The following is a 20,085-nucleotide window of genomic DNA, read 5'->3' as shown; positions in this document are numbered from 1 at the left end:
CCACAGCCCGCCACGGCAGCTGAGATCAGCCCATCGCCCGTCGAAGTCGAGACCACAGCAGTACCGACAGCCCCCGAAACACCCGCCGAAAAACCGGCATCCAACAAAGATGCGGAGGCCTGAGACATGCTGGAATTCATCTGCTGCTCCATGCTGACCATCTTCCCGGATTACCTCTTCCGCCGCTACTGGCAAGGCAAACGTCTGGGACAGGACATCACCCTGTTCTCCATGTGGTATGAGCTGCGTTACGGCCTTAGTTCCTGCTTCATCCTCACCGTCAGCCTGATCACGGTGATCTTTTACTTCCACCCGGCCACAAGCAATGTGTCCTCCTATTTCCGCACTGTGACCATCCTGCCGGAAATCAGCGGGCGCGTCGTCGAAGTGGCTGTCAAAAACAATCAGGACGTCAAAGCTGGCGACATGATCTTCCGTCTCGACGACAGCCGCCAGCGCGCCGCCGTGGCCACCGCCCGCGCCGCCGTGGTGGAAGTGGACGCTGGCGAGCTACTGGCCCGCGATGATCTGCGTGTGGCACAGGCCAATCTGGACGCCGCCGAAGCCGCCTTTGAACAGACCAAAGACGAGTTTGAACGCAAGAACACCCTGTTTCAGCAGAATTCTCCAGCCGTAACCGTGCGCGAAGTCGAGCGGTTGGAAAACCTCATTCAAGAGCGGCTCGCAGCCGTGGATGCGGCGCATTCTGCGGTGGAATCCGCCAAGCACCGGGTGGAAATCCAACTCCCGGCACAGCGCGACAGCGCCATGGCCGCCCTCAAACAGGCAGAAGTCGAACTCTCCAAAATGGTGATCTACGCCGGCCAAACCGGCCGTATCGAGCAATTTGATCTGCGCGTGGGGGACTATATCAACCCAATCCTGCGTCCCGCAGGCATTCTTGTGCCCGCCGACACCGGGCGCGGCCGCTTTCAGGCCGGATTTGGACAGCTCACCACACAGGTGCTGCACAAAGGCATGCTGGCAGAAATGTCCTGCGTTTCCGCCCCGATGCGCGTGACCCCCATGGTGATCGTGGATGTGCAGGATGTGATCCCCTCAGGTCAGGTGCGCCCGTCAGACACACTGCGTGATCCGCAAAATGCCAAACAACCCGGCTCAGTGATTGCCTATCTGGAACCACTTTATGAAGGTGGCACAGACCACCTGCCCCCGGGTAGTAAATGTGAGGTCAACGCCTATACCAACAACCACGAAAGGCTGCAGGATCCAGAGCTTGGCACCGGCACCTTCATCGCGCTGCATGTGATCGATACGGTGGGCTATGCCCATGCGCTGATCCTGCGCTTCCGGGCTATCCTGCTGCCCTTCAAAGTGCTGGTCTTCTCAGGCCACCACTGATCCCCCAAAAAGTTAAAGCCCCGGCAAAATGCCGGGGCTTTTGTGTTGTAAGAAGGTCTCACCACTGAGACACTCTTTAATCTCCCAACGATACTGAAAACACCAAATCAAAATCGTCAAAAGCCGTCCCTTCATAGGACATCAGCCATCTGCTGACGACAGTCAGCTTCAGACGCCCGTCCACAAGCGGACCAAACTCCAGATTGGTGATATCAACCGGATTGTGCACATCCTCAAAATAGACACTTGCATCAATGTATCCTTCCGCCGGATTCACAGGGTATCCAAAACTCTGGGTCTGAAGCACACCCAAATCCACGCAAGGCAACGAAATGAAGTTCGCAGACAATGGCGCATCGAACAAAAGCGCATGGGCACCTGCGCTATTCTGCATCGGAATTTCAAAGCGCTTAAATGAGACCTCAAGAGCGGGCTTGTCCAGCGCGCCCATCTCTAGCTTTGCCTGAACAGGTTCAATTTTTGAGACCGGAAACTTCATAGTCAAACCGCTGCCTCACTCTCCAAAATTCCCACCAAGCTCCAAAGGTGCCATACGGATCAAACGGCTATCCGCCACTGCCGCCTGCCTGTAGGCCACGGCCGCACGATACGCGGGGTACTTGTGCATGGATGCAAAGGCCCCAACGCTGGGGTACGCCGCAATAAAGCAAATGTCCCACTGTTTTTGAGGCCCAATCAACATCTGCTCCATGCTACCTCGCCAGATAATCTTTCCGCCCAGTTTGGCAAAAGTCTCCGCACTTTCCCGCCCATAAGCGGCGTAGGCCTCTGCGCCGGTGGCCTGTCGCCCATCCTCATAAAGCGCGACATCACGCAGCTTGATCAGATTGAGCATATGCACCGGCCCTTCCCGGTCATTGGCTTTAAAAGCCTCATAAGCGGCTTTGTCAAAAGTTGTGTAATCCATAAACGGTCCTCCTCCGTCCCAACCCTCACCTTCGGCCCTTAAAAACGTCAAACAAAACGCCGGGTCACACCCCACTTCATTGGCATCAAATATCCCGGGGGTTTGGGGGGCTTGCCCCCATTCCTCCGGTACATAAGATCACGTTACATACCCCCCAAAATAGAAAAAGGCCGCTCCCATCGGAGCGACCTCTCACTGTCCCGTTAACGGGGTGTGGACTTATTCGTCGTCCAGTGCCTCTACGGCTTTTTGCAGGTCGTCTTTGGAGACCTCTTTTTCGCTCACTTCCGCCAGCTCAAACACATAGTCGACAACTTTGTCTTCAAAGATTGGCGCGCGCAGCTGCTGCTGCATCTGTGCGTTCTGCTGGATGAATTCGAAGAACTGACGCTCCTGACCAGGGTACTGACGCGCCTGGTTCATGATCGCTTGGGTCATCTCCGCGTCGGTCACTTCGACCTCTGCTTTCTGACCCAGTTCTGCGAGCAGCAGGCCGAGACGCACGCGGCGCTCTGCCAGAGTATTGTGCTCTTCGGTTGGCTCGATCTTGTCGTGATCGTGGCCTTCCACTTCTGGGTTTTCTTCATGCCACAGCTGGTGCGCAATCTGGCCTGCTTCTGCTTCCACCAGGGATGGCGGCAGATCGAAAGACACCAACTCGTCCAGCGCATCCAGAAGTGCGCGCTTGGTCACCGCACGTGCGGCACCCGCGTATTCTGCTTCCAGACGCTCAGTGATCTGAGTTTTCAGACCGGCGAGATCTTCGGCACCAAATTTGGTGGCCAGCTCGTCGTTGATTTCCGCAGCAACCGGCTCTTTCACCTCTTTGATGGTGCAGGAGAACACGGCTTCTTTGCCCGCGAGGTTTTCGGCGCCGTACTCTTCTGGGAAGGATACGGTCACGTCTTTTTCTTCGCCCGCTTTCACGCCAACCAGCTGCTCTTCAAAGCCGGGGATGAACTGGCCGGAGCCGAGGGTCAGAGGGAAGTCTTCGCCGGCACCACCGTCAAAGGCTTCGCCGTCAATGCGGCCCACGAAGTCCATGACAACCTGATCGCCGTCCTGTGCCGCGTCACCTTCGCCGCGTGCTTTGAAATCCTGCGCGGTCTCTGCGAGGTTGCCAAGCGCTTCCTCAACAGCGGCGTCATCCGCCTTCACAACCATTTTCTCCAGCTTGATGCCTTTGAGGTCAACCTCAGGGATCTCTGGCAACGCCTCATAGGACATCTCGACTTCTACGTCAGAGCCAGGCTTCCAGTTTTCGCCATCTTTCATTTCGACTTTTGGCTGCAGCGCCGGACGGTCGCCAGACTCTTCGAAATGCGCGTTCATCGCACCGTCGATGGTCTCTTGCATGGCTTCGCCCATCAGGCGCTCACCAAACTGCTTTTTCAGAAGCGGCATCGGCACTTTGCCTTTGCGGAAACCTTTCATTTCGATTTCCGGCTGCGCTTCTTTCAGCTTTTCGTCCACTTTCGCGTCCAGCTCAGCGGCGGTTACAGTGATCGAATAGCCGCGCTTCAGACCTTCGTTCAGCGTCTCGGTTACCTGCATCAGGGTTCCCCATCAAGTAAAGGCGCGCGTCCACATCCGGCCCGCGCGCGGTCGAAAAATTTGAGTTCTTCTAGAGGCCCACGCGCAAGGGCGCAAGGGCATATAAACGCAAAAACGCGCCCGATCCAAAAGACCGGGCGCGCAATTCAAACAATTGGTGGCTCGCAGCCACTTTAGAAGCTCCAGCGCGCGCCCATCATATAGCCATCCACGTCACTAAAGGTCATGCCGGGCTGATCATAGGCCTGGTTGCGGTAAGCTGCGAAGATATCCAGATCTGCCGATTCGACTTTCTGAACCGCCTGCAGCCCCCAGGCCACCCCCTCATCCCCTGACACCACCATGTCGCGGGACCGGTACACATCAAACGACAGATGCGTACGCCCAAAAGACAGCCAGTCGCGCTGATAGCCCAGCTTGGCATAGATATAGCTGCCCGATCCGTCATTATCGCCAAGCGAAACCGTGCCACTCACCCCGCTTGGACGGTGAAAGGCGCCAAGCGAGCCAATAATGGTTTTGGTTTCGCCCCCCGCAAGATCATTGATCGCATAGGCGACGTTGCCCCCATACAAGAGATCTCCGGTATCTTTCTTATAGCGCAACGCCACATCATAGAAGGTGTCGTCATTGCCATCCCTCAAGATCTCCTGACCTGCCGCAATGGCAAAAACCAGCCCGTTGAAGGATTTCGTATCATACCGCACGCGCCCACGGCGCCCGCCGTCAAAGTCCTGAAAAACGTCGCCAACATCCACAGAAGACAGACCGCCCCCGCTTTCGCGGAACAGAATGCCACCAAAGCTGTCGCGCACCGACACTGTCCCCGCCAGCCCCGTGCCCGATTGATCCGGATCGCTGGTGATCCCATCAGACGCCATGGACCCCTGCCCCAAATAGAAGGTGCCGAAGTCATCGGTGCGGTAGATCACCTCTACCTTACGCAAACGCGTCAGATCCCAATAGGTGTTGGGCGGCTCACTCAACTGGCTCACCCCGTCCGAGGGCTTGATGCCAAAGGAGCTCTCGAATTTGAACTGCAGCTCGCCCCCTGTCACAGGGGTGTGGTAGCGCGCGCCAAACCGGCTGGGCGCATTGGAGTTGTCCGCCCAGTAATCCGTCCGCGTCGCCCCGTCATCCGCACTGAAAAAGCCAAGATTGAAGAACCCGTAGTAGTCAAAGCCGTGGTCGTCTTCGGCCCAGGAGGCCCCCGCAAATGTGGCTGCGCTGAGAGCTACTGCCAGAAGCAGGCCCCGTGAGGTTTTCGTTTTGTGACCCATAGCAATTTCTCCATGCTGCCCTGCGCCCAAAGCGTCAGGTGGTCCGGTTCTGTCAACCGGCAGAACGCGTCCGTGAAAGCTCCATGTGGTGCCGCGCAATATGCGGCACATCCCTGATGTATCCTGTCTATGCTGCCGCCCCGGTGCAGCACAAAGCCGCAAAATGCCACGCCTTTGGCCGGTCAATACATGGCTTGACTATACCTATGGTATTACGGCGCTGCAAAATATACCCGCAAACGCCTTCCCCCGACACCCGCCACTTGCCCAAACGTCCCACAGCAGAGCCGCCACCTCGCCAAGCCCACCCTAGCAGAAAACGCACCTCAAAGCTGTTGCTTTCTCCAGTGCCGAAGCCCCAAGAGCCCCGGTTCGGCAGACACAATCAGCCCTTTGCCCAACCAATTTCGCCACCTCTAGGATAAATACGCCACTCAACCATGGCCTAAATGCCTCATAACCCTTTGCTTTATGGAATTGTGGCAAAAAAGTGTTTGGATTAATCGCGCGGGATATTTATACATTTCCCTAGCAAACAAGGGCAAAAGCCCGATCAACCTAGAGCGGTAGAATATACATGAGTAGTTTGAGTTATGCCCTCCGCGGCGCGGATGGAGTTGTGGGTCGTGGGCAAACGGCAGAGGTGCAACACGGCACTTTGGCGTTGCAGCAAGCCAAAGAAATTTCCCTGAACCTCGCGCCAGATGACATTGCAGGCTATGTGCAGGACGGCAACAACCTGATCATCCACCTCGCCTCTGGTGAGACAATCACGTTAGAAAACTATTTTGTGGCGGTTGACGGAGAAGAGCGTGATCTCTTCCTCTCCAAAGATGGCCAATTCCATCAGGTCAATCTGGGCGACAGCGTCAACGATCAGTATTTTGCGCAATATGACGCGATCTCCATCAATGAAAAATGGAGCGCCTATGACGAGCTGACCTTCCTTGATCTGGAACGTATCGAGCCAGTGGTGGCACCGCTGGTCGCCCCTTTTGCAGCTCTACCCGGCATTCTGGGGCTCGGCGGTGCTGCAGTCGCAACCAGTGCATTGCTGGATGATGGCAATGGCGGCGGTGGCAACGGGGTGATCACCCCCACGGTGGATGATGCTGATATCTCCCGCGTGATTGGTGGCACCGGCGAAGACACGGTCACCATCACCGGCACCGGAGAGCCCGGCTCTTCTGTTTCCGTCACCATCGGCGGCGAAACAGGCACCACCGTGATCGGCGATGACGGTACCTATTCCGTGATCTTCGATCCCGCCGCTCTGCCCGATGATGGCGTCTATGACAGCACGGTCACAGTGACAAACCCCGGCGGCACGGTCTTTGATCTTGACGGCCCTTCGGTGGACATCGACACCACCCCACCGGATGTGACTGTGGCCGACGGCACCGTCTCCACAGGTGACATCGTCAACGAAGAGGACCACAGCACCGGCCATGTGATCTCCGGTGTTGGCGAAGCGGGGGCCACACTCACCGTCGAAATCGACGGCACCATCCACACCACCACTGTGCTGGATGACGGCACTTGGTCCGTCACCTTTGCCAGCGGCGAGATCCGCACCGGCGAATATCAGACCGCTGTCACCATCACCTCCACCGATGCGCGCGGCAATGTCACCACCGTGTCCGACATGCTCGATGTGGACACCATCGCCCCCGGCGTGGCCCTGAACACCGTCGAAGGCGACAACGTGATCAACGCCACAGAAGTCACTGATGGCATTGCGCTTTCCGGAACTGGCGAAGCAGGCACCACGCTGTCAATTCTCTTTGAAGGCGTCACTCAGACGGTGACAGTGGCCGGCGATGGGACATGGTCGACCACTTTCGCAGCCTCCACCGTGCGCAATGGCACCTATGACAGCACCATCGCAATCACTGCGACGGATGCCGCCGGCAACAGCCATAGCGAGAGCTTTGCCGTGCGTGTGGACACAGAAGGCACAGCCACCATCACCGCCCCCATCGCGGGGGATAACATCGTCAACGCGGCAGAACACGCCAGCGGCGTCACCCTGACAGGCACCGCCGAGGCCGGAGCCTCCGTTGCCATCACCGTGCAGGGTGTCACACACACCGTGATCGCCGATCAGAACGGCCAGTGGACCACCACCTACACAACCGCTGAAATTCCCGCAGGCACCTACGACACCTCTGTGTCAGTGTCCGCCACGGATGGCGCAGGCAATGTCACGTCCACAACCGGCACCTTCCGCGTGGATACGGAAATCTCCGCCGGTCTGGACACCAATCAGCTGGGCGGCGACAACATCGCCAATGCCGCAGAACACGCTGCTGGCGTGACGCTGACCGGCACAGCAGAACCAGGCGCCTCTGTTGCCGTGACCCTTGAGGGTATCACCCGCACTGTCACCGCCGCCGCAAACGGCACATGGTCGGCAAGCTACACCGCTGCAGAGCTGCCGCAAGGCACCTACAACAGCACCGTCTCCGTCACGGCCACGGATGCCGCTGGCAACAGCACATCCACCTCTGGCAATATCTCGGTCGATACTGAAATCTCTGCCACCTATGACGCCGGTCAGGTCGGCGGCGATGACATCGCCAGTGCCACCGAAGTGGCCAATGGCTTCACCCTCACAGGCACCGCAGAACCAGGCAGCTCGGTTGTGGTGCAGCTGGGCAATGCCTCCCGCACGATCACCGCAGCCGCCAATGGCAGCTGGAGCGCCACGTTCACCGCAGCCGACGTGCCGCAAGGGGAATATGACGCCGCCGTGACTGTCACAGCCACAGACACCGCAGGCAACGTGGCCACCACCACAGACACCCTGCGCATAGACACCTCCACCAGCATTGATGTCGATATCAACGCCGGTGTCTTCACCGCACCAGTGAACGCTGCACAGATGCGCGGCGGCGTGGTGCTCGAAGGCACAACCGAACCGGGTGCCTCCGTGGTCATCACCGTGGAAGGTGTGACCCGCACAACCACCGCAGATGCCTCTGGCAACTGGTTTGTCACCTACGAAAGCGGCTCCCTGCCCGAAGGCACCTACACCGCCACGGCAACTCTCGCCGTGACCGATGCCGCTGGCAACACCGCCAATGCCAATGCCACCTTTGCCGTGGACACGGAAATCACCAACCCGGTGGTGCAATCGGTGACCTTCGCGGATGACGATGTGACGTCCGTATCTCTGGACACAGAATCTCAGGATTACAGCATCCATGCGCTGCATCAGGATGGCAGCACTGCCGAACTCGCCACCACCGAAGTGGCGCTTGGCGGCGATGAAACACTCTTTGTGCTCAACCCACGGGCCTCTGATGGCACCCATTTGGTGATCGCTTCCAGCGATGACGCGGGCAACGAATCTGACACGCTTCTGGTGCTGGACGACAATGTGACCAACGCAGGCACACTCAACCATGCGGCCATCAACGGGTTCAACATTGAAGGCATCGAGCTGGACTACGCCTCTGATGCCCATCTGACTCTGACAGAAGCACAGATCCGCGATCTGTCTGACACCTCCGACACGCTCACCATTCACGGTGGTTCTGATGATCAGATCACTGTGACAGATGCGATCAAAACCAATCAGACCGTAAACATCGAAGGCGAAGCCTATGATGTCTACACAGTTGGCAATGATGGCGTGACCCTGATCGTCGATCAGGACATCACCGTCACCATCTAACACTTTCTACTGCGGCCCTGCCAAAGCGGGGCCGCAGCCTTTATTGACGACGAACTTCGGACTGCCAAATCCCCATGCCAAGCCGCCCCTTCAAGACAACCCTGCCCCTGCTTCTTGGGGCCACGGTACTCAGCGGCTGCATGTCCAACCTGCCAGAGCTCAGTAATCCCTTGGCGCTACTTCAGCCCAAACCAGATGCCACTGCGCCTGCCGAAGACGTCACCAAACGCTCCAGCTTTGAACAGGACACACCAGAGGGCGAAGAAGCCCAAAGCGTGATCCTGACCACGCTTCTGGCCCGCCAATCTGTTCTGGAAGACGACGGCACCTTGGGCCATGTGGCCGACGTGGCGGTCTCTTCTTCAAAACGCTCTGCCGAAGCCGAACTGCAAACCGCAAAACTGCGCGCAGAGGCCGAAGACAAAAACTGGCTGCCCACCATCGGCCCAGAGATCTCACTCACCTCTCTGGGGGATGTGATTGCCGGTCTGGTGTTTGAACAAGTGCTCTTTGATCACGGGCGCAAAAAGGCCGAACGCGCCTATGCCGCTGCCGATGTCGAAGTGGCCGCTGTCACCCTGTCACAAGATCTCAATGAGCGCAGCTACACCGCGCTGGCGCTCTATCTCAAAGGTCTGCGCGGCGCTGAGAAAGCCCGCGTCGGCACCAAGGGTCTGATACAGCTGCACGAGTTTGAGCGTATCGTTCAGGGCCGCGTGGACGGCGGCATCGCCAACAAGGGCGACCTGCGCATGGTGCGCAGCAAAATCCAGACACTGGAAACCAAAAGCGAAACCGCCCGCGAAAGCAGCGTCACCGCACTGGCCGAACTTCAGGCCATGACCGGCACCGCTTTCTCGCTCACCCCGGCTGAGCCGCTCAACAGCAATTATCCCGGCGTGGAGCCACTCGATGTGCTCAAGGCCCGCGCCGAAGCAGACCGCGCCGTGGCGCAGGCCACTGTAGAGCGCGCGGCCCAGCTGCCCGGCCTCTCCGCCAGCGCCAGCGTGACCAATCAGGGAAACGGTGCCAGCTTGGACGTGGGCAATGACGTCGGCCTTGGCCTTGGCACCGGCGCACGCCTGAAAGCCATCGAAGCCTCCAAGGACATTGCCAAACGGCAGGTGGACGAGGCCCGCGAAGATGGCGTCCGCGCCCGCAAGCGACTGGAAAACAACATCGTCAGCCTCACCCGCCAAGAGAGCGAAGCCACCGCCCTCGCCCGCGAAGGCCGCGACACATACAAGCTGTTTGAAGCACAGTTCCGCGCCGGTCAGCGCTCCGTGCTAGAGGTGGTGGATGTCTACGAGCAATCCGTGCTGCGCGCGCTGGATGGAGTGGACGCCAAATATGACAAAATCCTCGCACAGCTCGAACTGGCCCGCGATCTTGGCCTGCTGGCGGATGGGGACAAGATTTGAGTGGTGAGGCGACAGAGGGCAAAGCGCCTGTTGTGCTGTCCATCGCGGCGGTCAAGGCGGCCAAACCCGCCAATCAATCCCCCGCGCCCAAAACAGCCCCGACAGCCTCCACAAAGACCTCCGAGGCCCCCGCGGACGCGATCCATGATCTTGTGGAAGCCACCGCCACCCGCATTCAACACCGCGCCACGCTGATTTCCACATTGGCCGCCCTTAATGGCGCCGATGTGCCGGTCACCGACATTGCCGAACATATGTGGACATCCGCACCCGGTGACGTGTCACTCAAGGCCCTCTCCGGCGCGCTGTCCCATGCCGGGGTCGAGCCCAAGATTCGCAGCAAACTGGCCATTGCCCCCGCCTCCTGGCCCGCCATCGCTGAAATGACCAACGGTCAGGCCATCCTTGTGCTGTCTCAGGACGAAGACATCCTCACCGTCTATGACGACAGCTGCGCAGACAACCGCGCCGAAGTCCCGGTCCGCGAGTTTGCCCCCTTTTTCTCCGGCACCGCCCTGCGCGCCAAAGTCTCCCTGCGTCAATTGGCTGAACGCCATGTGCCGCAGCTGGCCGATGGCATGTCCGGTCACTGGTTCTGGGGCGAGTTCACCAAATACCGCCGCCACATGGGCGAGATCATGCTCGGCTCGCTGGTCGCCAATCTGCTGGCCGTGGCCGTGGCGCTGTTTTCGCTACAGGTCTATGACCGGGTGATCCCGCATCAATCCGAGGCCACCCTCTGGGTGCTTGCCATTGGTGCGATCTTTGCAATCGGTCTGGAGGGCCTGCTGAAACTCGCCCGCGCCAAGATGAGCGACGCCGCTGGCCGCCGCATGGAACTCTCGATTCAGCACCGCCTGATGAAGCGCCTGCTGGGCATGCGCTCTGATCGACGCCCCCTGCCGCCCTCCGGCCTATTTGCCGCCATGCGCGATTTTGGGGCCGTGCGGGATTTCTTCACCTCCACCACCATCTCCGTGCTCGCGGATATGCCGTTTATCGTCATCTTCCTCGCGCTGGTGGCCTCCATTGCTGGCAATCTCGTCTGGGTGCTCCTGCTGGGCGGCATCCTCATGGTGCTGCCCGCTTACGTGTTACAAAAACGGATGATTTCCCTGTCTCGCGAAACACAAGGAGCCTCCGCCAAAGTCGGCCGCCTGCTGCAAGAAGTCATCACCGAGCTGGACACGGTGAAAACCCAACGCGGCGAAGACCGCGTGCTGCGCCTCTGGGATGAGCTCAACGCCGTATCGTCCCATTCCTCCGCCGAACAGCGCCGCCTCAGTTCCGCCCTGACTTACTGGTCCCAAGGCGTGCAACAAACCACCTATATCGCAACCGTGGTCATCGGCACCTATCTGGTGTTTGCAGGAGAATTCACCGTTGGCACCATCATTGCCACCGGCATCCTGACCTCACGCACCCTCGCACCGCTGACCCAGTTTGCCGGCACGCTTGCGCGCTGGTCCAATGTCAAAGGCGCGCTGGAAAGCCTCGATGCCATTGCGCTCTCTGAGCAGGAAAAAGGCAGCGATCGCAAATACCTGCGCCGTGAAAAACTCACCGGTCAGTTTGAGCTGCGCGAATTGTCCTTCGCCTATGATACCGATGCCGCCCCCACATTGGATGTGCCCGGCGTGGTCATCAAGCCGGGCCAGCGCGTGACCATTCTGGGCGCAAACGGCTCCGGCAAATCCACCCTGCTCAAACTCATGGCGGGGCTCTATGGGCCCACCAAAGGCCGCGTGCTGCTGGATGGCACCGACATGGCCCAGATTGATCAGCGCGACCTGCGCCGCAACATCGGCTACCTCTCTCAAGACGTGCGCCTCTTTGCCGGAAGCCTGCGCGACAACCTCAACCTGACACAGTTGGAACGCGATGATGACCGCCTGATGGAGGCCTTGGATTTTGCCGGGCTTGGCCCTTTCCTGCGCAACCATCCGCAGGGGCTTGACCTGCAAATCCGCGACGGCGGCGAAGGGCTCTCGATTGGGCAGCGTCAGTCCATCGGCTGGGCGCGGCTCTGGTTGCAAAACCCCGCCATTGTCCTGCTGGATGAGCCCACCGCCGCGCTGGATCAGACGCTGGAGCGCACCTTGGTCAGCCGCCTGTCAAAATGGCTCGACGGGCGCACCGCGCTGATTGCCACGCACCGCACGCCCATTCTCGCGCTCTCCACCCGCACGCTGATCCTGCAAAATGGCCGTCTTGTCGTGGATGGCCCCCGCGAACAGGTGCTCGCCCATCTTGCCGCTGGAGAAGGCGCATGACCGCCGCCCACCACGATGACGGGCTCGATGATCAACTGCGCGCCTCCCGCCTCACCATCCGCCTGATTTTCATGGCCGTTGCCCTCTTTGTGCTCTGGGCCGCCGTCGCCTGGGTCGATGAAATCGTGCGCGCCGATGGTCAGGTGGTCTCCTCCTCGCGCTCCCAATCCGTGCAGAACCTCGAAGGCGGCATCCTCGCCGACCTCGCCGTCAAACAGGGCGATCTGGTCGAGGCCGGTCAGGTGCTCGCCACCCTCAGTGACACCCGCTTCCGCTCCGCCTTTGATGACCTTCAGGATCAGCTTGACGCGCTGGAGCTGCGCCGCCTGCGCCTTGAGGCCGAAATCGAAGGGCAGTTCGACTTCGCCGCCCCCGAAGCGCTCTCAACCCGCGCGCCGCTGATCCTCTCCTCTGAGAAAGCCCTGCTCGCCGCCCGTCAGACCGACATCGACAGCCGCCGCGAAGGCGCCTTCACCCAGCTGGAGCAGGCACAGGAAGAGCTCGCCAATATGGAGCGGCTCTATAAAAAAGAGTTTGTCGCCCTGCTGGAGGTCAACAAGGCCCGCGAAAAAGCCTCAGAGGCTGAAATCCGCTATATGGACATCCTCACACAGGCCGAACTCACCCGCGCGGAGGAATATTCCGAAACCCTCAAAGAGATCACCTCGCTGGGGCAGGAAATGCGTCTGGCCCAAGATCAGCTCTCGCGCACCGTGATCACCGCCCCCATGCGCGGCATCGTCAACAACCTCGCCGTCACCACCATCGGCGGCGTGGTGCGCCCCGGAGAAGAAATCTTTGAAATCATCCCCTTGGGCGAAGAGCTCTTTGTGGAGGCCCGCGTGCGCCCGGAAAACATCGCCAATGTCGAACCCGGCCAAGACGCCTCCATTAAGCTCACCGCTTATGATTACACCATCTATGGCACGCTCAAAGGCAAGGTGGATTTCATCTCGGCAGACACCTTTGAAGATGAGCGCGACCCCTCCCTGCCACCATTTTACAAAGTCACGGTCACAGTGGACACCTCCGAGCTGACCGAGCGCCAAAAGGCCATAGAAATCCGCCCCGGCATGCGCGCCACCGTGGAGTTGCACACCGGCTCCAAAACCGTCCTGCGCTACCTGCTCAAACCGCTCTACAAAAGCAAAGAGGCCTTCCGAGAACCCTAACCCCCGCCCCGGACCTGATCCGGGGCCTCGCCGGTCCCGCGCCACACCAAACGTTACGCAAGCACGCCCCCAAAAACACCCCGCCAATGTGGTTGACGCGCGCAGGTCGCTCACCCAATGATTGAGCGAATAGAAAATTTCAGCTTTTGAAGACCTGTTATGCCAACTTATCTTGAGGGTCTCGCGATCCAATTTTACCGGGGCATCGGCCCAGAAACCCAATACATCGCACCATTTTCAGACATGAATTTCTTTGTGGGCGAAAACAACGCTGGCAAGTCGGTGGTTCTCAACCTCATCGCGGAACACCTCAATCCAGATCCAAAGTACTCCCCGAGCGGCAAAACAGACACCCACCGCGGCGCAAAAGAAGGGCATTTTCAAATAAACCTTGGCGTCAGTGAAAGAACACTTCGCGCTGAGCTATTAAGACCTCTTCGTGAAACGATACGATCATCTAAGCAACACAAACCGCCTCCTCTCACTGAAAAGCAAATAGAGGATATCACGACAAACATGACACGTCAGTTGCTTTATAAAGGCGGCGTATGGCTTGAGAGCTCCAATTATAGCGGCGGCTACTGCTTACTGCGGCGTGTCTATGGTAAAAGCTTCGAGAAAAGGCTTGATGTCACGCAGTGGGAAGCGTTCGCCAACATATTTGGTGTAGTCAAGTATCGTGACCCCTCTTCAGCATTTCGAAGTTTCTTAGAGAACGGAGTTACATCTCTCAGCATAAAACTCCCTCCGCGTATGATCATACCAGCCAAGCGCCAGCTCAGTGCAGGCAACGAAGCCTTCGACGATCTCTCTGGCAAAGGTCTGATCCAACACCTCGCAGAAATTCAAAACCCGGATTTTGACGAACGTGAGAAAAAAACCTATTTGATCAGATCAACAACTTCGTCCGCGTGGTCACCGGCAAACCTGACGCGTTGTTGGAAGTACCAAATCACCGCGAACACTTGCTCGTGCATATGGACAACAAAGTCCTGCCGCTGTCCTCCCTTGGCACCGGCATCCACGAAGTCATATTGATCGCCGCATTCTGCACCATTCATCAGCACAAAATCATGTGCCTTGAAGAGCCTGAAATTCATCTGCATCCGGTGCTACAACGCAAACTGATCCGCTATCTCAAAGAGAACACGGAAAATCAGTATTTCATCGCCACCCACTCCGCCGCCTTTATTGACACCCCCGGCACATCCGTTTTTCAGGTCCGCAACGACGGCACACAGACCTTTGTCGATGCCGCTGTGACCAAAGATCAACATCGCAAAATCTGCGATGATCTCGGGTATCGCGCCTCCGACATCTTACAGGCAAACGCCGTGATCTGGGTCGAAGGCCCCTCTGATCGGATCTATGTGAAACATTGGCTGAAACAGATTGATGATCGCCTGACTGAGGGAGAGCATTACGCCATCATGTTCTATGGCGGCAGCCTGATGCGCCACCTGACGGCGGATGACAGCGCCATTGACGATTTCATTAATCTGCAAAATCTGAACCGCAATTTCGCACTCATCCTTGATAGTGACAAAGATGATGCAACAGCAGAACTGAAACCCGCGGCACAACGCCTGAAGGATGAGATCGCAAAAACCGGCGGTGTGATCTGGATCACGCAAGGACGGGAGATTGAAAACTACCTCCCGCATGAGCAACTGCAAGAGGCCTTAAAAACGCTTCACCCTCGAATTTACAACGCGCCTTTGGCAGGAGGCACCTATGACCATGCCTTCTACTTTGAACGTAAGGACACAGCCTCTTGCGCCGAAAAAACATTCAAATCCGGCGACAAAGTCGGCGCGGCCACTCACATCTGCCAAGACGACGCCCCAGTTGATTTTTCCATGCTTGATTTACAAGAGCGGATCACTGAACTGGCCGATATGATCTCAAAAGCCAATGGCTTATAGCCCCCCAAAGGACCCACTCCCCCATGGATCTCACCCACATCCTCGCCTTCAACCTCGCGCTTGCCGCGGCCATTGCCAGCCCCGGCCCGGCCTTTCTGATCTCTGTGAAAACCACGCTCAGCGCCGGGCGGCACGCGGGGCTGGCCGTGGGCGCGGGTCTGGGTCTCATGGCCTCGCTCTGGACCCTGTCGGCCCTGCTGGGGCTGGATGTCATTTTCACAGCCTTCCCCTGGGCCTATGTGGCGGTGAAAACCATTGGCGCGCTCTATCTGCTCTATATTGCTTATGGCATGTGGAAAGGCGCACGCACGCCGCTCGCCCCCTCTGAAGTGAAACCTGCCCGCCATGCCTTTCTGCAAGGGCTGATGATCAACCTGATGAACCCGAAATCCGCGCTTTTTGCCGCCGCCGTTCTGGTGGTGATCTTTCCGCCAGATATGACACTTGCACAAAAAGGCCTGATCGCTGCCAACCAGCTGGTCATAGAGCTGATGTTCTATGCGCTTGTGGCCTTCGGTATGAGCACCAGCACCGCCCGCGCCGCCTATCTGCGGGCCAAATCTCACATTGATCGCATCGCCGCCGTGGTGCTGAGCGCCTTGGGGCTGCGCCTGCTGTTTGGGCGTTGATCCCCCTCAAACAACAAAGGCGGCCTGCATCGGGCCGCCTTATGAAAGGTCTGGTTTCATGTGCTGCAAAGCGCCGCGTCTAGCCGCCTGTTATCATCTGATGCAAGGTGTCCGCACTCAACAGCGTACCGACAGAGACATTCTGCCCGCCCATCGCCGCCTTGGCAGACACCACCGAAACCACCGCCGGATTGCGCCCCTTGGTCAGCGCCAGCACCGGCGCCCCTGAGGCCCCAAATTCCACCTCACAGCTCATCACCAGCGTCTCTCCCTGACGGGCCAGCACCCGACAAGGATACTCCAGAATGGGATCCGCGCGGTTGCTCACCGTATAGCTCAGCACCCCCAGCATATCGCCACTGCTCAGATTGGCCCCATAGCGCATCGGCAGCACATTGTTCTTGGAAATCGGCCGCGACAGTTTCAGCAAGGCCAGATCGCTGCCCACCTGGGCATTGCCCTTGCTGCGATGCTCATACTGCGGATGCACCGAGGCCCGCACCACAGAGCGCACCGCAACGGCCTTGCCCGCCTTCAACCCGGCCTGAAACTCAATCCGGCTCATCTGCACACGCTTCCCGCTGCGTTGATCATAGAGGCAATGCGCCGCTGTCAGCACCGTATCCGCAGAAATCAGTGCGCCGGTACACATCGCACGCCCCGAGACCACCAAACGGCCCACCGCCGCCTCACCGGGCAGAGCTTGGGTCACAGGTTGGCGGGTCTCCGCAGCTACAGCAGCAGGCAGCAGAGCTGCAATCAGGGCTAGTCGTTTCAGGGCGCGCATGAGGCCTCCATTAGTCGTTAACCCATCTACACAGGAGATCACGGCAGCAATCGGGCAAAACCGGTACGATTTACGTCCTGTTCCAAACGCTTACAGTGCCGCAAACTTCTTTCTAAAGTCCGACGTCGTACATAGAATTTTAAGAAAATCTCTTATTTCTTTGCACCATTTTGCCCTCCCCAGCGTAGAGAGGTCCACATAGCATGCGCCACATTCTGGCCATGTTCCCCACAGACCTCTTGCAAGATGGAGCGTTTATGCCCATTGCTGCCGATCAAAGCACACAAACACACAGGCATCCCATGTCTTCTGATACCCCTCTGAACAGCTTTGCGCCAACAGTCGAAAACCAGCGGCTTTACCGCAACGCGCTCAGCTGTTTTGCCACGGGTGTCACGGTGATCACCACCCGCACGGATGCAGGCCCCATTGGCATGACCGCAAATTCCTTTGCCTCCGTCTCGCTTAACCCCGCATTGGTGCTCTGGTCGCTGGACAATAGCTCCAACCGCTTTGATCACTTTGCGCCAGCCACACATTTCGCCATTCATATTCTGCGTGACGATCAACAGGCGCTTTCCAATGCTTTTGCCAAACACGGCGATGCCTTTGATATGGCAGCACATGATCTGAACGCCGAAGGCATACCGGTGTTTCAGGATTGTCTGGCACGCTTTGAATGCGCCACAGAGGCCACGCACCCCGCTGGCGATCACACAATCATGCTGGGCCGCGTACTGCGTGTCGCTCAGGCACCGGGCGAGCCTTTGCTCTTTGCCCAACGCGCCTATGGAAGCTTCACGCCCGAAAGCTGAGCAGGCCGCCCCTGCCTTGCAAAAATTTCAACCCGGCTTCCCACACGGCAGCCGGGCTTTTTGTTGCACTCAGCCCCCAGCAAATCTTATCACTGCCTCATAACGCGCATTCACTCATCCTTATTTTCAGGAGTCCCCCATGGACCCTTCCGCCCCTCATAAAAACAGCTTTGACGACATGCTGGCCGCTACTGCGCCGCTGGATCCCATCCCAACTGCTGTGGTGCATCCCTGTGATGCTGCCTCGCTGATCGGGGCGCTTGAAGCACGGGACAAAACCCTGATCACCCCCATTCTCGTCGGCCCAGAAGAGCGCATCACCGCCGTCGCCAAAGAAGAAGGCATTTCGCTGGACGGGGTTGAGATTGTTGATGCCAAACACAGCCATGCCAGCGCCTCTGCTGCCGTGCGTCTGGTCCGCGAAGGCAAGGCACAGGCCCTGATGAAAGGCGCGCTGCACACCGATGAGGTGATGAGCGCCGTGGTCGATAAGGTCACGGGTCTGCGCACAGAGCGCCGCATGAGCCACGTCTTTGTGCTCGATGTGCCCGCCTATCCCAAACCTCTGCTCATCACCGACGCCGCGATCAATATTTTCCCCGACCTGATGGTCAAAGCAGACATCGTACAAAACGCCATTGAGTTGGGGCACGCCCTTGGGGTGCAGACCCCAAAGGTGGCCATCCTGTCCGCATTGGAAACCATCTACCCCAAGATCCCCTCCACCGTCGAAGCCGCCGCGCTGTGCAAAATGGCAGATCGAGGCCAGATCACTGGCGGGCTTCTGGATGGGCCATTGGCCTTTGACAATGCGATCTCCCGCAAGGCCGCCGATGCCAAAGGCATCAAATCCGAGGTCCCCGGCGATGCCGATATTCTCGTCGCACCAGATCTGGAGGCGGGCAATATGATTGCCAAACAGCTGATGTATCTCGCCGGAGCTGACAGTGCCGGTCTGGTGCTGGGCGCACGCGTGCCAATCATGCTGACCTCCCGCGCAGATGGCACCCTCAGCCGCCTTGTCTCTGCCGCGCTGGCGCAACTCATGGTTCACCACAGGCTCGGAAAGGATCTGATGTGAGCAGCCTCGCCACAGAAGACGCTTTTCTGGTTCTGAACGCCGGGTCGTCTTCGATCAAATACGCAGTCTATAATACTGATCTCAAAATACTTTTGAACGGTCAGGTGGATCGGATCGGCATGGGGCCACAGTTTCACGGAAGCGGCACCGACCTTCCGGTGCCTGTCGCCCCCGAAGCCTCCCATGCCGAGGTGCTTGACTGGCTCCTCACCCATATCGAAGAGCTGTCCGGCCCCCTGCGCATTGTTGGCGCAGGGCATCGCGTGGTGCATGGCGGTCAGGAATTTGCCGCCCCCACCCGCATCACAGATGAGGTGATTGCAAAGCTACAGGCGCTCGCCCCGCTGGCGCCGGGCCATCAGCCGCACAATCTCGCAGGCATCGCCGCCGTGGCGCGGCGCTGGCCTGCGATTGCACAGGTTGCCTGTTTTGACACCGCCTTCCACCGCACCCAGCCGCGCGTCTCGCAACTTTTTGCCATCCCCCGCGCCCTGTCTGAGGATGGCGTGCTGCGCTATGGCTTCCACGGGCTGAGCTATCACTATATCTCCACCCAACTGCCCCACCATCTGGACACGCCCAATGGCAAGGTGATTGTCGCACATCTGGGCAATGGTGCCTCCATGTGCGCCATGGAGAACCGTCAGAGCGTGGCCACCACCATGGGCTACACCGCGCTGGATGGGCTGGTCATGGGACGGCGCTGCGGTGAGCTGGATCCCGGTGTGATCTTCCACCTTCTGCGGGATCGCGGCATGTCCGTGGCAGAGATCGAAACCATGCTGGGCACCAAATCCGGTCTGCTTGGGGTCTCTGACCTCAGTTCCGACATGCGTGACCTGCTCGCGTCTGACAGCCCGGCCGCCGCCGAAGCGGTGGAGCTCTTTGTCTATCAGGCCTGCAAGAAAATCGGCGCGCTTGCGGCCACTCTGGGCGGTTTGGATGCCATCGTCTTCACCGGCGGCATTGGCGAAAACGCCGCCCCCATCCGCGCCCGCATTCTGGAAGGCTGTGCATGGCTTGGGGCGGATCTCGATCCAGTGGCCAACGCCGCGGCCGTCAGTCGGATCACCACAAAAGAAAGCCGCCTTGCCGCCCATGTGATCCCCACCGACGAGGAAGGCATCATTGCAGGCGAAACCCAAAGGCTCATCGCCCGCTGAGCGGTGCGCCTCTTAG

The 20,085-nt window shown here is 58.7% G+C and carries 16 protein-coding genes; 11 read left to right on the top strand and 5 right to left on the bottom strand.

Features of this window, described 5'->3' with window-relative positions:
• The first annotated feature begins 126 nt into the window (after positions 1-126).
• On the top strand, positions 127-1,362 hold the full coding sequence (locus SHM7688_RS14175; RefSeq protein WP_058240589.1) for an HlyD family secretion protein: 1,236 nt from the start codon (positions 127-129) through the stop codon (positions 1,360-1,362).
• A 76-nt stretch (positions 1,363-1,438) separates the two neighbouring features.
• Here the strand turns inward: SHM7688_RS14175 and SHM7688_RS14170 are convergent, their stop codons facing one another.
• The 4 genes from SHM7688_RS14170 to SHM7688_RS14155 form a co-directional block, all read right to left on the bottom strand.
• Entirely contained in the window at positions 1,439-1,867 is a 429-nt protein-coding gene (locus SHM7688_RS14170) for a hypothetical protein (protein WP_233486618.1), read from the bottom strand.
• Positions 1,868-1,876: 9 nt separating this feature from the next.
• Positions 1,877-2,290 (bottom strand): DUF1330 domain-containing protein, encoded by a 414-nt coding sequence (locus tag SHM7688_RS14165; RefSeq protein ID WP_058240587.1) that lies wholly within the window; start codon positions 2,288-2,290, stop codon positions 1,877-1,879.
• 219 nt (positions 2,291-2,509) lie between these two features.
• Positions 2,510-3,844, bottom strand: coding sequence for a trigger factor (gene tig, locus SHM7688_RS14160; RefSeq protein ID WP_058240586.1), 1,335 nt, complete (start codon positions 3,842-3,844; stop codon positions 2,510-2,512).
• A 173-nt stretch (positions 3,845-4,017) separates the two neighbouring features.
• A complete protein-coding gene (locus tag SHM7688_RS14155; RefSeq protein ID WP_058240585.1) occupies positions 4,018-5,124 on the bottom strand; it encodes a porin family protein in 1,107 nt (368 codons plus the stop codon).
• A gap of 577 nt (positions 5,125-5,701) precedes the next feature.
• On the opposite strand from SHM7688_RS14155, the gene SHM7688_RS14150 reads away from it, so the two are divergent.
• The 7 genes from SHM7688_RS14150 (at position 5,702) to SHM7688_RS14125 (ending at position 16,223) form a co-directional block, all read left to right on the top strand.
• Entirely contained in the window at positions 5,702-8,803 is a 3,102-nt protein-coding gene (locus SHM7688_RS14150; protein ID WP_058240584.1) for an Ig-like domain-containing protein, read from the top strand.
• 74 nt (positions 8,804-8,877) lie between these two features.
• Positions 8,878-10,224 (top strand): TolC family protein, encoded by a 1,347-nt coding sequence (locus SHM7688_RS14145; RefSeq protein WP_083499066.1) that lies wholly within the window; start codon positions 8,878-8,880, stop codon positions 10,222-10,224.
• The gene (locus tag SHM7688_RS14140; RefSeq protein ID WP_058240583.1) at positions 10,221-12,497 is read left to right on the top strand and encodes a type I secretion system permease/ATPase; all 2,277 of its coding nucleotides are present in this window, start codon (positions 10,221-10,223) and stop codon (positions 12,495-12,497) included. Before SHM7688_RS14145 ends, SHM7688_RS14140 begins: the two co-directional genes overlap by 4 nt.
• Entirely contained in the window at positions 12,494-13,669 is a 1,176-nt protein-coding gene (locus tag SHM7688_RS14135; RefSeq protein ID WP_058240582.1) for an HlyD family type I secretion periplasmic adaptor subunit, read from the top strand. Before SHM7688_RS14140 ends, SHM7688_RS14135 begins: the two co-directional genes overlap by 4 nt.
• A gap of 159 nt (positions 13,670-13,828) precedes the next feature.
• Positions 13,829-14,707 (top strand): OLD family protein, encoded by an 879-nt coding sequence (locus tag SHM7688_RS19760; RefSeq protein WP_158500701.1) that lies wholly within the window; start codon positions 13,829-13,831, stop codon positions 14,705-14,707.
• Positions 14,647-15,594 carry an ATP-dependent nuclease gene (locus SHM7688_RS14130; RefSeq protein ID WP_058240581.1) on the top strand — a complete coding sequence of 316 codons (948 nt, stop codon included), beginning with the start codon at positions 14,647-14,649 and terminating at the stop codon, positions 15,592-15,594. Before SHM7688_RS19760 ends, SHM7688_RS14130 begins: the two co-directional genes overlap by 61 nt.
• A gap of 23 nt (positions 15,595-15,617) precedes the next feature.
• Positions 15,618-16,223: a LysE family translocator gene (locus tag SHM7688_RS14125; RefSeq protein WP_058240580.1), complete on the top strand. Its 606-nt coding sequence runs from the start codon at positions 15,618-15,620 to the stop codon at positions 16,221-16,223.
• A gap of 79 nt (positions 16,224-16,302) precedes the next feature.
• Here SHM7688_RS14125 and SHM7688_RS14120 read toward each other — a convergent pair whose 3' ends face one another.
• Positions 16,303-17,010 (bottom strand): trypsin-like serine peptidase, encoded by a 708-nt coding sequence (locus tag SHM7688_RS14120; RefSeq protein ID WP_083499064.1) that lies wholly within the window; start codon positions 17,008-17,010, stop codon positions 16,303-16,305.
• 302 nt (positions 17,011-17,312) lie between these two features.
• Between SHM7688_RS14120 and SHM7688_RS14115 the strand changes: the two genes are divergently transcribed.
• The 3 genes from SHM7688_RS14115 to SHM7688_RS14105 all read left to right on the top strand — a co-directional run bounded on the left by SHM7688_RS14115 (position 17,313) and on the right by SHM7688_RS14105 (position 20,069).
• A complete protein-coding gene (locus tag SHM7688_RS14115; protein WP_058240943.1) occupies positions 17,313-17,825 on the top strand; it encodes a flavin reductase family protein in 513 nt (170 codons plus the stop codon).
• 139 nt (positions 17,826-17,964) lie between these two features.
• A complete protein-coding gene (locus tag SHM7688_RS14110; RefSeq protein ID WP_058240579.1) occupies positions 17,965-18,906 on the top strand; it encodes a bifunctional enoyl-CoA hydratase/phosphate acetyltransferase in 942 nt (313 codons plus the stop codon).
• Positions 18,903-20,069, top strand: coding sequence for an acetate/propionate family kinase (locus SHM7688_RS14105; RefSeq protein ID WP_058240578.1), 1,167 nt, complete (start codon positions 18,903-18,905; stop codon positions 20,067-20,069). The genes SHM7688_RS14110 and SHM7688_RS14105 overlap by 4 nt, the downstream gene beginning before the upstream one ends.
• Positions 20,070-20,085 lie beyond the last annotated feature (16 nt).

It is taken from the genome of Shimia marina (assembly GCF_001458175.1).
Taxonomy (GTDB): Bacteria; Pseudomonadota; Alphaproteobacteria; order Rhodobacterales; family Rhodobacteraceae; genus Shimia; species Shimia marina.
This window is presented reverse-complemented; position numbering and strand designations above follow the sequence as displayed.